Below are 13,787 nucleotides of genomic sequence, written 5' to 3'. Positions count from 1 at the left end.
ATTTGATGCTCTTAAGATGAATCTAGCCTCGCCCATGGGCTGATTCTAAATCTAGCGCAGGTCCTTTCGGCACAACTTGAGTTGGGTTGATACCTGTGTGACTGTAATAGTAGTGACGCTTGATGTGATAAAAGTCGGTCGTCTCTTTGATGCCTTCAATCTGATAGAGCTCTTTTAAGTAGCCCTGAATATGGACGTAGTCTGAAATTCGCTGCTTGTTACACTTAAAGTGGCCAACATACACCGCATCGAATCTAACCAGAGTGGTAAACAATCTCCAATCTGCTTCTGTGATGTCATTACCCGCTAGATAACGATGTTCACTAAGATGTGCATCTACTTTGTCTAACGCCTCAAATAACGCGTCATACGCTTCTTCATAAGCTTCTTGTGTGGTTGCAAAGCCAGTACGATAAACACCGTTATTAATGCTTGGATAGATGTAGTCATTCCACTCATCAATCTTCTTGGACAATTCCCACGGATAGTAGTCATCGGTGTTGCCTGTTAACTCATTAAATTCTGAGTTGAACATGCGGATAATTTCAGAGGACTCGTTACTCACGATGGTGTTGGTTTTCTTGTCCCATAGCACAGGAACCGTTACTCGGCCTGAGTAGTCAGGTTTGGCTTGAGTGTAAATTTGGTGCATACGAGTGTGGCCAAACAGAGGTTCAGGCAAACCCATTTGCCAGCCTTCGCTCATCATGTCTGGGCAAACCACTGTCACGTCAATATGATCGGTTAGGTCTTTCAGCTCTCGGAAGATAAGAGTGCGGTGCGCCCAAGGACAAGCTAACGATACGTATAGATGGTAGCGACCACTTTCTGGTTCAAACTGCGCGCCGGCCTTGTTCTCGATCCAACTACGAAAGCCCGCATCTTCACGAACGAACTTACCACCGCTTTCTTTGGTGTCATACCACACATCGTGCCAAACACCTTCAACTAACTTGCCCATATCCAAACCTCTATCATCCAAAATTTTATATACCAATCACAGTAAGTAAATGTTCAGAAATAGCGCAGAGAAAAGGCTTGAGAACAAGGAAGAATTTTTCTGTTAGTAGTTATTCTACAATCAAAAATTCTAACGCCGTTATCGAGCGTTTTAACAAGCTAGGATGAGCAGTTATTTACTACGATTGGTATTAGTATAAGAAAAGCCTAATCTTTCAAAACTAGAATAAGTTGGCTTAGTTGTTCGAATTATTTGAAGAAGGTTGTTTAAGAAGAATTTTGGGCACAAAAAAAGCGCAACTCATAAAAAAGTTGCGCTTAAGCCTGTCACAGGCTGAACCGTTTTAAATGGGTTCTAGACTTGTACGTGCAAGCAAGATACTGCGTGTACGTCATCGCCTTGAATAGTTGGCTTGGTTTGCGCGCAGGCCTCGGTTGCTTCAGGGCAACGAGTACGGAACACACAACCTGATGGTGGATTAATTGGTGATGGGAGATCACCCTCCAGCATCTGAATCGTTTTGCTGCGCTCTAAGCGTGGATCTGGAATCGGAACTGCAGACATCAATGCTTTGGTATATGGATGTTTAGGATCTGAGAACAAGGCATCTGATTCACCTAGCTCAACAGCATTACCTAAGTACATCACCAATACACGGTCAGAAATGTGTTTCACAACCGACAAATCGTGTGCGATGAATACCAAAGACAAACCCAACTCTTTCTGTAGTTCCATAAGAAGGTTAACTACTTGAGCTTGGATAGATACATCCAGAGCAGAAACCGGCTCATCACAAATGATCATCTTAGGTTTCAAGATAAGTGCACGTGCGATACCGATACGTTGACACTGGCCACCAGAGAATTCATGTGGGTAACGGTTGATTACGTTGGGTAGTAGACCAACCTTTGCCATCATTTCTTTAACTCTGTCCTTCACTTCCTGTTTAGAAAGCTCAGGATAGAAAGTTTGTAGAGGCTCAGCAATGATGTCTCCAACTGACATACGCGGGTTAAGCGATGCTAGCGGGTCTTGGAAGATCATCTGAATCTCTTTACGAGTCTCACGACGCTTCACTTCCTGCATCTTAGTCAGGTCTTGACCTAACCACATAACTTCGCCTTCAGTTGCCTCAACTAAACCAATAATTGCGCGCGCAAATGTTGATTTACCACAGCCAGACTCCCCTACTACACCCAGAGTCTCACCTTCGTAAAGGTGAACATCCACACCATCAACCGCTTTAAGGTTTGATGGTTTCGCCCAAGGCCAAGCAGACTTAGCCGCAATGCTAAAGTGAACCTTAAGGTTTTTAATATCTAATAGTAATTCTTTACTCATTTTGTCCAAGTCTCCCAATCAGAAAAACAAGCACGCTGACGATCTTTTGCAAATGGCTGCAAAATCGGTGCTTCTTGCTTACAACGGTCCATTACACGGTGACAACGGTCTTGATAAGGACAACCGGTTGGTAGGCGAAGTAAGTTAGGTGGGTTACCTGGAATCGTCGGTAGAATTTCACCTTCGGTATCCAAACGAGGAATTGCTTTAAGCAGGCCTTCCGCATAAGGGTGGCTAGGCTCATAGAAGATTTCGTCTACTGTGCCGTATTCCATGGTGCGGCCAGCGTACATCACTAGAACTTTGTCACAAGAACCGGCAACTACACCCAAATCATGAGTGATCATGATGATTGCTGTATTGAACTCATCTTTAAGCTCGTTCAGCAATTCCATGATTTGCGCTTGAATGGTTACATCCAACGCCGTTGTTGGTTCATCAGCAATCAGTAGCTTTGGACGACATAACAGAGCCATTGCGATCATCACACGCTGACGCATACCGCCAGAAAATTCGTGTGGATACATGGTAATACGTTTACGTGCCTCAGGGATTTTAACCGCTTCCAGCATGCGTACTGATTCTTCGAACGCTTCCGATTTTCCCATGCCTTTATGCAGCATAAGAACTTCCATCAGCTGATCACATACTTTCATGTAAGGATTCAGTGACGTCATTGGATCTTGGAAGATCATCGCGATCTGTTCAGCGCGAACTTTGTTCAGTGCTTTCTCAGGTAGATTGAGAATCTCATTACCTTCAAACTTTGCACTGCCTGAGATGATGCCGTTCTTAGCCAGCAGTCCCATCAGTGCAAATACCGTTTGAGATTTACCCGAACCCGACTCACCAACAATACCCAGCGTTTCACCTTGGTTGAGTGAGAAGTTCAGGTCGTTTACTGCGGTTACCGTACCATCTTGCGTGGTAAATTCGACGCGCAGATCTTTGACATCTAATAAGCTCATTATTGCTTCCTTAATCTTTTATAGCTTTTAATTGCTATTTCTTTATCTGTCTTTTGGATCAAGCGCGTCGCGCAGACCATCACCTACGTAGTTAAAGCAGAACAGCGTAACTACCATGAATGCTGCAGGGAATGCCAATTGCCAAATAGCAACTTCCATTGTTTGCGAGCCTTCTTGTAATAGCGCGCCCCAACTTGTCATAGGCTCTTGAACACCAAGACCAAGGAAAGATAAGAATGATTCTGTAAGGATCATGCTCGGGATAAGTAGCGTTGAGTAAACCGCAACAATACCCAATACGTTCGGTACGATGTGACGTGTAATGATTTTCCATTTGCTAACACCACATACGTGCGCAGCCTCAATGAATTCTTTACTACGTAAACTCAACGTTTGGCCACGTACGATTCGCGCCATATCGAGCCAAGCAATCGCGCCGATAGCAACAAAAATAAGTACGATATTACGACCAAAGAACGTCACCAGTACGATCACTAGGAACATGAATGGCACGGCGTATAGAATCTCCAGGATACGCATCATCACTCGGTCAGTACGACCGCCAATGAAACCTGAAGCTGCACCGTAAAGCGTACCTATCAGTACCGCTACGAATGCACCCATCACACCAACCATAAGAGAAATACGGCCACCGATCATCGTACGAACGTATAGGTCACGACCTAAACTGTCAGTACCGAACCAGTGATCAGCATTTGGGCCAACGTGCATTGCGTACCAGTCAGTATCATCGTAAGCATGCTGCGCCAACATAGGTAAGAAGATTACCGATAGCACCATAACAATTAGAATGAACAGACTGATCATTGCCGCTTTGTTGCGCATAAAACGAATACGCGCATCCTGCCACAAACTACGACCTTCAATTTCCAAACTCTCAGAGAATTTTTCGATCGCTTCTAAGTTTTCTTTTTTCTTCAACATAACCATGCGTCCCTGCTAGTAGCGAATTTTCGGGTCAATAAGCGCTAGTAAAATATCAACGATTGCGTTGAACAAGATGAATAGGAAACCAATCAAAATGGTTACACCCATTACTAACGAATAATCACGGTTAAACGCGGCGTTAACAAACAGCTTACCGATACCCGGCAGGCCGAAGATGGTTTCAACAACAACAGAACCTGTGATGATACCTACGAACGCAGGCCCCATGTATGAAACAACAGGTAGCATTGCTGGCTTAAGCGCATGTTTAAGAACGATATAACGGTAACTTAGACCTTTAGCACGAGCTGTACGGATAAAGTTACTGTTTAGGGTTTCAATCATGCTACCGCGAGTGATACGAGCAAAGGTTGCTACGTATAAAAGAGACATCGCGATAACGGGTAGGACGATGTACATGTACGTACCACCGTGCCAACCACCTGCTGGAAATATATGCCAGTGTAGAGAGAATAGGTAAATAAGCGCTGGTGCCAACACGAAGGATGGCATCACCACCCCGAGCATGGCGGTCGACATTATGGTGTAGTCGATCCAGGTGTTGTGCTTCAAGGCGGCAATGGTTCCGACCGTTACCCCCATCAATAATGTGAAGATAAAGGCAACAAAACCTACCTTCGCAGATACTGGAAGTGCAACAGCGATCAGCTCATTTACGGTGTAATCTTGGTATTTAAAAGATGGACCAAAATCACCCTGAAGGATGTTGGTCAAGTACGTGGTGTACTGTTCAAATACAGGTTTATCTAAGCCGTATTTAGCTTCGATGTTAGCCATAACTTCTGGCGGTAATGGACGCTCGCTTGAAAACGGGTTACCCGGTGCGAAACGCATGAGAAAGAAAGATATAGTGATCAACACCAACATGGTTGGAATCGCTTCAAATATCCTTTTCATAATGAATTTAAGCATAAACTCACTCTTTCAGTCTGTGACAATTAAAATTAGAAAGACGCTACATGCGCGCCCTGCGCATGTAGTGTCTGTATCGTTATAGTTATATTAACTTTTTAGAATCTAAGCTCTTATTATTGAGCTTTGATGTATAAGTCTTTCGAGAAGATCTTATCTTCCGCGTTGTTAGTAGGGAAACCACCAACGTGCGGATTTAGTAGACGTGATTTCACGTATTGGTAGATAGGTGCGATAGGCATGTCTTTAGCCATTAACGCCTCAGCTTCTAGGTAAAGTGCTTCACGCTCTTCTGCTGATGTAGAGTTAAGTGCTTTATCAATGATTTGGTCGTACTCAGCGCTATCGTAGTGAACACCACCGGTAGTGTTGTTACTCTTCATTAGCGTTAGGAATGACGACGCTTCGTTGTAGTCACCACACCAACCAGCACGTGCTACTTCGAAATCACCTGAATCTTTAGAAGATAGGTAAGTTTTCCACTCTTGGTTTTCAAGCGTTACTTTTAGACCTAGTGTCTTCTTCCACATAGAACCCAGCGCTACAGCAATCTTCTTATGGTTTTCAGAAGTGTTGTAAAGTAGGTTGAAGTTAAGTGGATTGTCTTTACCGTAACCCGCTTCTTCAAGAAGACGAGCAGCTTCTTCATTACGCTCTTTTTGAGACATCTTGCCGTAAGAAGGAAGTTCTGGATCGAAGCCCGCTGTAATTTCAGGCGTTAGGAAGTAAGCTGGTTTTTGACCTTGCGCTAAGATTGCGTCACTTACGATATTACGATCAATTGCGTAAGAGATAGCCTTACGTACACGAACATCATCAAATGGTGCTTTCTTAGTGTTAAAGATGTAGTAGTAAGTACATAGGTTACCCGCTACCGATACATCTTCAGCGTGTTCTTTCTTAAGACGCTTAAAGTGCTCTACTGGAAGTTCGTTTGTGAAGTCGATTTCACCAGATAGGAAACGGTTCATTTCCGCTACTTGGTTTTCGATTGGCAGGAACGTTACTTTGTTTAGAACCGTCTTATCGTTGTTCCAGTATTGGTCGTTACGCTTAAGTACTAGGCGTTCGTTAACAACCCATTTATCAACAGCAAATGCGCCATTGCCAACAAAGTGATCTGGTTTAGTCCATTGGTCGCCATATTTTTCAACAGTTGCTTTATGTACTGGCTTAACTGTTGTGTGGCCCATCATCATTACGAAGTACGGTACCGCTGTTTCTAATTCAATAACAAGTGTGTTCGCATCTACAGCTTTAACGCCTAGCTCACTCTTGTCTTTCTTACCCGCGACGATGTCTTTCGCGTTCACCATCTTGGTATATTCCATGTACCAAGCGTATGGAGAAGCAGTGGCAGGATCAACTGCACGTTGCCAGCTGTAAACGAAATCTTCAGCTGTTACAGGATCGCCGTTAGACCATTTTGCGTCTTTGCGTAGGTGGAAAGTGAATGTTTTGTTGTCTGTCGTTTCCCAGCTTTCGGCTACACCTGGGATTGTATTACCTTCGTCGTCTTGGTTCACTAGACCTTCTAGAAGATCACGAATTACGTGAGATTCTGGTACACCTTGAGATTTGTGTGGGTCGATAGTCGCAACTTCAGTACCGTTACCGCGAACAAGTTCCTGAACTTTTGCTAGTTCTGTGCCTGCTGGAACTTCAGCAGCGATAGAAAGAGTAGAAGTGGCAGCCACTGCCAAACCAGCACCTAGAAGAAGGGCCTGAGTGATTTTATTCTTGTACATTCAATAAACTCCAAGTTTTTCGTATTGCATCCATGACTTCTTTGCCAGGTTCACTGAACGGCAGTGATTTAGATTTCTTTAGCTCAAAAATTAAGCATAAAAATCTAAAACCTTACAAAGATTGAGGCACACACTATCAACCATTGAAGTAATTTGCCATAAACAAGTCGCAAAAAATCGGATAATTCTCCGAAGTATTCAAGGTATCAGTGTAAATCTCTAATAAAAACCTAATACATAGTGAGTTACACATAGGGAATTATTAAAAAACAGCCTTTAGTGTTGATGTATCTGTGTTGATACTTTTTTTTAGCATCTTATGCTAGAACACTGCCGGCAAATTAACATTAATGCCACATGAAATCTAATTGCACATCACATATCACCTAAACAGACTACACTATTTGTGAGGATTATCACTTTTTACAAAACAGCATAATGCGCTGCACCAAAACAGATTCAACACTGCACCAAACCAGACAAAATCCCACCTAGAATTTATATGCATCTTGAATGCTTAACCATTTATTAAATGCAGTGTTTATTTATAAATTACTTTGTAGCACGCACAAAAAAGCCGACGTTCAACGTCGGCTTTCTTATTATTCACTGTCCCGTCCTGAAATGTGTTCTTTACGTTAAGGACGATACACGATATGGGATAGCTTACTTTTCCCAACGCTCTGCTGCTTTCGCGTCGGAGTCTCGAGAGTCAACCCAACGAGTCGCCTCAGTAGTACGTTCTTTTTTCCAAAACGGCGCTTTGGTTTTCAGAAAGTCCATAACAAACTCACACGCTTCGAAGGCAGCGCCACGATGTGCACTGGATATACCAACGTAAACAATCTGGTCACCGATATCTAGGTCACCAACGCGGTGAATCACTCGCATCTTCTGGATAGGCCAGCGCGCTTCAGCTTGATCACAAATCTCACTCAGAGACTTCTCTGTCATACCCGGATAATGTTCTAGAGACAAACCAATCACGTTGTCGCCAAGGTTCATGTCGCGAACTTTACCTACAAACGTCACAACCGCTCCCGCAGCCGTACCTTGAGCCAAGTAATCGTATTCGTCGCCCACAGAAAAATCATCTGCAGTAACGAGTACTCTTGGGTCAAGAACTTGAGAGTCATTCATGGTTAACCTCCAGTCACAGGTGGGAAGAAAGCCACTTCGTCGCCGTCTTTCACTTCAGTCGTTAGAGGTACGATAGATTGGTTAAGCGCAGCCAGAAGCTTGCCCTCTTCCAAAGCGATGTCCCATTTGCCTTCTTGTGCTACAAGGTGGCTGCGAATAGCTTCAATCGTCTTGAACTGTGCATCAACTTCAACGCTGTCCACACCAACAAGTTCACGCGTTTGAGCAAAAAACAGTACAGTAATCATGATTCCACCTTGAAGTGACCTGATTTACCACCGGTCTTCTCTAACAAGCGTACATTCTCGATGACGATGTCTTTCTGAACAGCTTTACACATATCGTAAATCGTTAGCGCAGCAACAGAAGCCGCCGTTAGCGCTTCCATTTCTACGCCTGTCTTACCAGCAAGCTTACAAACAGATTCGATGCGAACCTTATTTTCAGACTCGATAGCCTCAAGCTGAACTTCGACCTTAGTCAGCAACAAAGGGTGACACAGTGGAATCAAGTCCCAAGTCTTCTTCGCCGCTTGAATGCCAGCAATACGTGCCGTTGCGAAAACATCACCTTTATGGTGGCTGCCAGAAACAATCAGTTCTAGCGTTTCTGCTGACATTTGAACGAAAGCCTCAGCTCTCGCTTCGCGTACTGTCTCTGCTTTAGCCGATACATCGACCATGTTTGCTTCGCCAGACGCGTTAATGTGAGTAAATTGGCTCATGCTCAAACCACCTTATACAGAAAGATGTGGCATGAAGTTACAAGGACGGTGGCTAGCATCCATCTGTTGCTTGATGATCTTAGTCCAACCTGTACGGCAAGCACCTGTAGAACCAGGCATCGCAAAGATAACCGTGTGATTAGCAAAACCCGCGATCGCACGAGATTGAATCGTCGATGTGCCGATCTCTTCGTAAGACACTTGGCGGAATAGCTCACCAAAGCCTTCTACTTCTTTGTCGAACAGTGGCTTAAGCGCTTCCGGTGTACTGTCACGAGATGTAAAACCCGTACCGCCCGTGATCATGATAGCTTGAACGCTTTCATCCGCGATCCACTTAGAGACGATCGCACGGATCTTGTACATGTCATCGATAACAATTTGCTTATCAACCACGTTGTGGCCTGCTTCTTTAGCATGCTCAGCTAGGTAACCACCTGACGTGTCATTTTCTTCTGTACGAGTATCTGAAACGGTTAGTACTGCGATGTTTGCTGCTTGGAATTTGCTTTCTGCGTGACCCATTTGTTCACCTATATAAATTTTTCAATGATTAGACTGATTCGCCCAGCTTAAAAAAGCTGAGCGATAAAATGCTTTAGAGTATGTATAGCGGGTTAACCGCCGATTGACGCCAAGTTTGGAGTCATGCCGCTGTTGCCATCATGCAAGAAGTGGCTAACGGACTTGGTTTGAAGCTGGGCCTGAATTCGATCAATGAGCTCTTGCTCTTGTTGATCTTCTTGAATCAGATCTCGCAGTTCAACACCGTGGTCGCCAAACAGACACAGGTGAAGTTTACCGGTCGCAGAAACACGCAGTCGGTTACAACTCTCACAGAAGTCTTTCTCGTAAGGCATGATCAAACCAATTTCACCCTTGTAGTCTGGGTGGACAAACACTTGTGCTGGGCCATCATTAACAGCTTTGACTTTTAACAGCCAACCGTTAGCAATAAGCTGATTGCGAATCGCAACGCCAGATACATGATGTTTATCGAACAACTCGTCCATCTCGCCGGTTTTCATCAGCTCGATAAAACGTAATTGAATAGGTTTGTCTTTGATCCAATTAAGGAAGGCTGGTAATTCCTGACTGTTGAGGTCTTTCATCAATACAACGTTGACTTTGACTTGTTCATAGCCAACCTCAAACGCTTTATCAATGCCTCGCATAACCTCAGTAAACTTATTCTCACCAGTGATCTGATGGAACATGCGTGAATCTAAGCTATCCACGCTGACGTTTATATGGGTTAAACCAGCATCACGCCATTGCCCTACTTGTTTCTCCATGCGGTAGCCATTGGTTGTCGTGGCTATTTTTTCGATGCCTGGAGTAGAAGCAACGGTATGTATGATTTCAGGAAAGTCTTTACGCAGACTCGGCTCTCCGCCTGTAATGCGGATCTTTGAGGTACCACAATCTACAAACGCTCTTACAACGCGTTTGATCTCGGGAACACTTAAAAAAGACGAGTTTTTTTGCCCTGACGGTTTATAACCATCTGGCAAGCAGTAAGTACATTTAAAGTTACAGACGTCTGTAACCGACAAGCGCAAATAATAAAATTTGCGATGGAATCTATCTTCGAATTGTTGCGCCACGGAACACCTTTCCAAACACGGGAGGCATAATCATTTCCAATTAAGCCCTTGTGACAACATGTCACTGGCTCTTGATGCGTATCGGTACAGCAAATTCCACTGTGCGACTTAGCATGCGAGAGCTCGGAGTTATGGCAACTGCACGTTATATTCACACGCGCAGTAGCTGAGTAATAAAATACTTAATATTTGTACGTGAATCTAGCTCTGATGACAAAAAACGGGTCACATCGGCAAAAAAAACGTATCAAACCCTCAAAATAACTCTTGTTGAGTATCTGACGAGAAGCATTTAACCTAAATTATAGTTGGTAATAATCTAACAAGAACAAAAAATGAATATTTACTCTTCAAAGAAAGTCGTAGCAATCGGTGGAGGCCATGGCTTAGGTCGTATGCTTGCTGCATTAAAAGACTTTGGTAGCAATGCGACTGGCATTGTTGCAACAACAGATAACGGTGGTTCAACCGGACGAATTCGAGACTGCCAAGGTGGTATCGCTTGGGGAGATACTCGAAACTGTATCAATCAATTGATCACCGAACCTTCCATCAGTTCGATGATGTTTGAGTACCGTTTTCGCGGTCAAGGTGAGCTGGACGGCCACAACCTCGGCAATCTGATGCTTACCGCCTTAGATAACTTATCCGTTCGTCCGTTGGAAGCCATCAACCTGATCAGAAACATGTTGAAGGTCGATGTGAATATCGTGCCGATGACCGAGCATCCTTCCGATCTCACCGCGTTATCAATGGATGGTCGTTGGGTTACGGGTGAAACCAACGTTGACGACATGACAGAAAAACTGCGCATGATGGACTTGTCTCCAGAAGTGCCCGCAACCAAAGAAGCCGTTGCAGCCGTCGAACAAGCCGACTGTATCGTTCTTGGCCCTGGCAGCTTCCTGACCAGTGTTATGCCCCCTCTTCTCCTTCCAGAGATTGGGAAAGCCATCGCTGAGAACACCAAGGCTAAGGTTATCTTCATTGAAAACCTTTCGCCAGAACATGGCCCTGCAGGAAAAATGACGCTTCAAGAACAGCTTGAATGGTGTGAGCGTACCTGCAAAGCAAGGAAAATTGATGTCGTGCTGGGCAATGCGCCGCACCCTGAACTTGAAGGACTTTGGAACTGCGTGACCACCGACCTTGCCTCTCCTAACCGAGATTGGCGACATGACCGTTTAAAACTTCAACAGGCGATTCGGGCTCAACTCGCTTAATACTTATAGCTTGTAGCTTGTAGCTTGTAGCTTAGGCTAAACGACTGAGACCAGTAAAAACAAAAAAAGGAGCATCATGCTCCTTTTTTAATATCTACTTATGCCACCATCAACCGTTTTAGAGATCAGTCATCAACTGCTGATATTCCGTGTACGTTGATAACAGAAGTTCTTGCATATCTTGAAAATCAACGTCTGTCACGGGTAACGCTTGTTTCACTTTTGCATCCACACTAATCGCAAAACTACACAAAGAATCGGCACCAAAGCTCGCGGCGCTGCTCTTTAAGGCATGGCTAATGTCAGCCAGATACTTCGATGTATCCGTGTCTTTATTGAGATCTAGGTGCTCATAGTATCCTTTCAATTCACCTAAAAATATTTCCAGTAGCACTGGAACATTCTCTTGCCCAATTTCGCCGGCAAGCTCATCAACTTTTTGCTGATTTAATACTTTCATCATCGTTCTTTCTTATTGTTTGGTGATTACTGCTTCGCATTCCACGTTTGCAATTTACGGTAAATCGTCGATGGGCTGACATCCAAGAAACCTGCCGCGCGTGGGATGTTGCCATCACACGCTTTTATGGCCTGTTCGATTGCCGTTTTCTCAGTGATCCACAATGGGAAAATATCTTTTACCGTGATGTCTTCATTCTGCTTCTCTTTCAGTCGCAGACTGTTTTCAATCGGTTGATTCAATGGCGGCGGAAGCATGTTCAGAGTAATCTCTTTACCATTATTCAATACCACCACATTTCGTAATACGTTTTGTAGCTGACGAACGTTACCCGGCCACTCGTATTGATTAAAGCGATCCAGCACTTCCTGAGCAAAACGCACAAAGGCCTTACCTTCCTCAACAGACATATAGCCCAGCAGCGAGTACGCAATTTCAATAACATCTTCCCCACGCTCACGCAGTGGCGGCAAGTGCAAAGGAATCACGTATAAACGATAGTATAAATCTTCTCTAAAGCGACCTTCTTGTACTTCTTTCCAAGGGTCACGGTTGGTTGCACAAACAAAGCGCACATCAACACTCTTCATTTTTGAAGAACCCACTTTTTGGAAAGTACCGGTTTGAATGAAGCGCAGAAGCTTAGTTTGCAACTCAAGATCCATTTCGCACAACTCATCGAGGAACAGGGTTCCACCATCTGCGAGCTCAGCTGCACCTTGACGATCCGTTGCCGCGCCAGTAAAGGCTCCCTTAACATGACCAAACAATTCACTTTCAATCAAATCTTTAGGAATAGCGGCACAGTTAATCGCGATGAAAGGCTTATCGCCACGCTTACTCGCAGCGTGAATCGCTTCTGCACACACCTCTTTACCGGTACCACTTTCACCCGTGATGAAGATACTCGCCTTACTTGATGCTGCAGAATCAATCGTTCGGTAGACCTGCTGCATGGTTTGGCTGCTACCAATGAAGCCTTGATAGTTTTGATTGCCGGGATGTTCAGCGCTGTTTTTGAGTTTTGTCGCTTTGCGGATCGCGTTGTTCACCGTAATACGAAGTCGGTCGGCTTCACACGGTTTGATAAGGAAATCTTGAGAACCATGACGCATCGCTTCAACGGCTGTATCAATCGAGCCGTGAGCCCTCATAAAGATGACAGGAACTTCTGGATATTTTTGTTTTACAGCAAATAGCACGTCCATACCCGTCATATCAGGTAGACGTAGATCTAATAAAATAAGGTCAGGGGTTCGGTGATTCAAACTCTCAATTGCATCGCGGCCTGTACCGACAATGTTGATATCAATTTCGAGCGGTGTAAGATACGAGCGATATAGAGCCGCTACCGAAGCGGTATCCTCTACCATCAACAAATACTTCGATTTGTTATCTAGTGTTTTTGATTGCATATCCTAGCCATTATAATTTGCATTTATTATTATAATCGCATTCCGCTTTGCATTATGCAAATTAACCACAGTATTTGTGGAACATTTCTTTCTCTGTTTTAAACAATCAATGTGTTATCTATGTGGCACGAACGATGCAGTTATTTAACTGACCTTCGGGTCACCTAGCCAACTGACGTTGTTAGTGGACTTCGTGTTCACAAACGTAAGCCAGTAGAACATTTCCTACTGGCTGTTTTTTTGTCTGAAATACTCGCACTCTTGTCTTTTCAGATATGAACTTTTGAGTAAGAAGTGCGATTAGCTGAAGGGCTCTTCT

The 13,787-nt window shown here is 44.2% G+C and carries 14 protein-coding genes and 1 riboswitch; of the genes, 1 reads left to right on the top strand and 13 read right to left on the bottom strand.

The window, feature by feature from the left end:
• Nucleotides 1–22 precede the first annotated feature (22 nt).
• The 11 genes from BCT49_RS17410 to moaA form a co-directional block, all read right to left on the bottom strand.
• Nucleotides 23–961 carry a glutathione S-transferase family protein gene (locus BCT49_RS17410; RefSeq protein WP_102436982.1) on the bottom strand — a complete coding sequence of 313 codons (939 nt, stop codon included), beginning with the start codon at nt 959–961 and terminating at the stop codon, nt 23–25.
• 354 nt (nt 962–1,315) lie between these two features.
• Nucleotides 1,316–2,302 carry a murein tripeptide/oligopeptide ABC transporter ATP binding protein OppF gene (gene oppF, locus BCT49_RS17405; RefSeq protein ID WP_004734019.1) on the bottom strand — a complete coding sequence of 329 codons (987 nt, stop codon included), beginning with the start codon at nt 2,300–2,302 and terminating at the stop codon, nt 1,316–1,318.
• Entirely contained in the window at nt 2,299–3,270 is a 972-nt protein-coding gene (locus BCT49_RS17400) for an ABC transporter ATP-binding protein (RefSeq protein WP_102436980.1), read from the bottom strand. The genes oppF and BCT49_RS17400 overlap by 4 nt, the downstream gene beginning before the upstream one ends.
• Nucleotides 3,271–3,312: 42 nt before the next feature.
• Nucleotides 3,313–4,215 carry an oligopeptide ABC transporter permease OppC gene (oppC, locus tag BCT49_RS17395; protein WP_004734021.1) on the bottom strand — a complete coding sequence of 301 codons (903 nt, stop codon included), beginning with the start codon at nt 4,213–4,215 and terminating at the stop codon, nt 3,313–3,315.
• A gap of 15 nt (nt 4,216–4,230) precedes the next feature.
• Nucleotides 4,231–5,151: an oligopeptide ABC transporter permease OppB gene (gene oppB / locus BCT49_RS17390; protein WP_004734022.1), complete on the bottom strand. Its 921-nt coding sequence runs from the start codon at nt 5,149–5,151 to the stop codon at nt 4,231–4,233.
• Between the two features lie 116 nt (nt 5,152–5,267).
• Nucleotides 5,268–6,899 (bottom strand): ABC transporter substrate-binding protein, encoded by a 1,632-nt coding sequence (locus tag BCT49_RS17385; RefSeq protein WP_102436978.1) that lies wholly within the window; start codon nt 6,897–6,899, stop codon nt 5,268–5,270.
• Between the two features lie 666 nt (nt 6,900–7,565).
• Nucleotides 7,566–8,039, bottom strand: a complete 474-nt coding sequence (gene moaE, locus BCT49_RS17380) for a molybdopterin synthase catalytic subunit MoaE (protein WP_102436976.1) — start codon at nt 8,037–8,039, stop codon at nt 7,566–7,568.
• Between the two features lie 2 nt (nt 8,040–8,041).
• The gene (gene moaD / locus BCT49_RS17375; RefSeq protein WP_017632501.1) at nt 8,042–8,287 is read right to left on the bottom strand and encodes a molybdopterin synthase sulfur carrier subunit; all 246 of its coding nucleotides are present in this window, start codon (nt 8,285–8,287) and stop codon (nt 8,042–8,044) included.
• Nucleotides 8,284–8,763, bottom strand: a complete 480-nt coding sequence (moaC, locus tag BCT49_RS17370) for a cyclic pyranopterin monophosphate synthase MoaC (RefSeq protein ID WP_004734026.1) — start codon at nt 8,761–8,763, stop codon at nt 8,284–8,286. Before moaC ends, moaD begins: the two co-directional genes overlap by 4 nt.
• Nucleotides 8,764–8,775: 12 nt before the next feature.
• Nucleotides 8,776–9,288 carry a molybdenum cofactor biosynthesis protein B gene (moaB, locus tag BCT49_RS17365; protein WP_004734027.1) on the bottom strand — a complete coding sequence of 171 codons (513 nt, stop codon included), beginning with the start codon at nt 9,286–9,288 and terminating at the stop codon, nt 8,776–8,778.
• A gap of 92 nt (nt 9,289–9,380) precedes the next feature.
• Complete coding sequence (gene moaA, locus BCT49_RS17360; protein ID WP_102436974.1) at nt 9,381–10,370, bottom strand: GTP 3',8-cyclase MoaA; 990 nt, start codon at nt 10,368–10,370, stop codon at nt 9,381–9,383.
• Nucleotides 10,359–10,511: riboswitch (molybdenum cofactor riboswitch) on the bottom strand. It overlaps the preceding gene by 12 nt.
• Before the next feature lie 194 nt (nt 10,512–10,705).
• On the opposite strand from moaA, the gene BCT49_RS17355 reads away from it, so the two are divergent.
• Nucleotides 10,706–11,593, top strand: coding sequence for a YvcK family protein (locus BCT49_RS17355; protein WP_102436971.1), 888 nt, complete (start codon nt 10,706–10,708; stop codon nt 11,591–11,593).
• Nucleotides 11,594–11,711: 118 nt separating this feature from the next.
• Here the strand turns inward: BCT49_RS17355 and luxU are convergent, their stop codons facing one another.
• Nucleotides 11,712–12,056: a quorum-sensing phosphorelay protein LuxU gene (gene luxU, locus BCT49_RS17350; RefSeq protein ID WP_065103213.1), complete on the bottom strand. Its 345-nt coding sequence runs from the start codon at nt 12,054–12,056 to the stop codon at nt 11,712–11,714.
• A gap of 23 nt (nt 12,057–12,079) precedes the next feature.
• Entirely contained in the window at nt 12,080–13,468 is a 1,389-nt protein-coding gene (gene luxO, locus BCT49_RS17345; RefSeq protein WP_102436969.1) for a quorum-sensing sigma-54 dependent transcriptional regulator LuxO, read from the bottom strand.
• Nucleotides 13,469–13,787 lie beyond the last annotated feature (319 nt).

Origin of the sequence: Vibrio lentus (assembly GCF_002875945.1) — a bacterium.
GTDB classification, from domain to species: Bacteria; Pseudomonadota; Gammaproteobacteria; order Enterobacterales; family Vibrionaceae; genus Vibrio; species Vibrio apostichopi.
Note: the sequence above shows the minus strand (reverse complement) of the source record. Positions and strands in the feature narration are given on the sequence as shown.

Excerpts from the sequence above, each read along its gene's own strand:
- moaD (WP_017632501.1), bottom strand. The coding sequence starts at position 8,287 with ATGATTACTGTACTGTTTTTTGCTCAAACGCGTGAACTTGTTGGTGTG.
- luxO (WP_102436969.1), bottom strand. The coding sequence starts at position 13,468 with ATGCAATCAAAAACACTAGATAACAAATCGAAGTATTTGTTGATGGTA.
- moaC (WP_004734026.1), bottom strand. The coding sequence starts at position 8,763 with ATGAGCCAATTTACTCACATTAACGCGTCTGGCGAAGCAAACATGGTC.
- oppF (WP_004734019.1), bottom strand. The coding sequence starts at position 2,302 with ATGAGTAAAGAATTACTATTAGATATTAAAAACCTTAAGGTTCACTTT.
- luxU (WP_065103213.1), bottom strand. The coding sequence starts at position 12,056 with ATGATGAAAGTATTAAATCAGCAAAAAGTTGATGAGCTTGCCGGCGAA.
- BCT49_RS17355 (WP_102436971.1), top strand. The coding sequence starts at position 10,706 with ATGAATATTTACTCTTCAAAGAAAGTCGTAGCAATCGGTGGAGGCCAT.
- oppC (WP_004734021.1), bottom strand. The coding sequence starts at position 4,215 with ATGTTGAAGAAAAAAGAAAACTTAGAAGCGATCGAAAAATTCTCTGAG.
- BCT49_RS17410 (WP_102436982.1), bottom strand. The coding sequence starts at position 961 with ATGGGCAAGTTAGTTGAAGGTGTTTGGCACGATGTGTGGTATGACACC.
- oppB (WP_004734022.1), bottom strand. The coding sequence starts at position 5,151 with ATGCTTAAATTCATTATGAAAAGGATATTTGAAGCGATTCCAACCATG.
- BCT49_RS17385 (WP_102436978.1), bottom strand. The coding sequence starts at position 6,899 with ATGTACAAGAATAAAATCACTCAGGCCCTTCTTCTAGGTGCTGGTTTG.
- BCT49_RS17400 (WP_102436980.1), bottom strand. The coding sequence starts at position 3,270 with ATGAGCTTATTAGATGTCAAAGATCTGCGCGTCGAATTTACCACGCAA.
- moaB (WP_004734027.1), bottom strand. The coding sequence starts at position 9,288 with ATGGGTCACGCAGAAAGCAAATTCCAAGCAGCAAACATCGCAGTACTA.
- moaE (WP_102436976.1), bottom strand. The coding sequence starts at position 8,039 with ATGAATGACTCTCAAGTTCTTGACCCAAGAGTACTCGTTACTGCAGAT.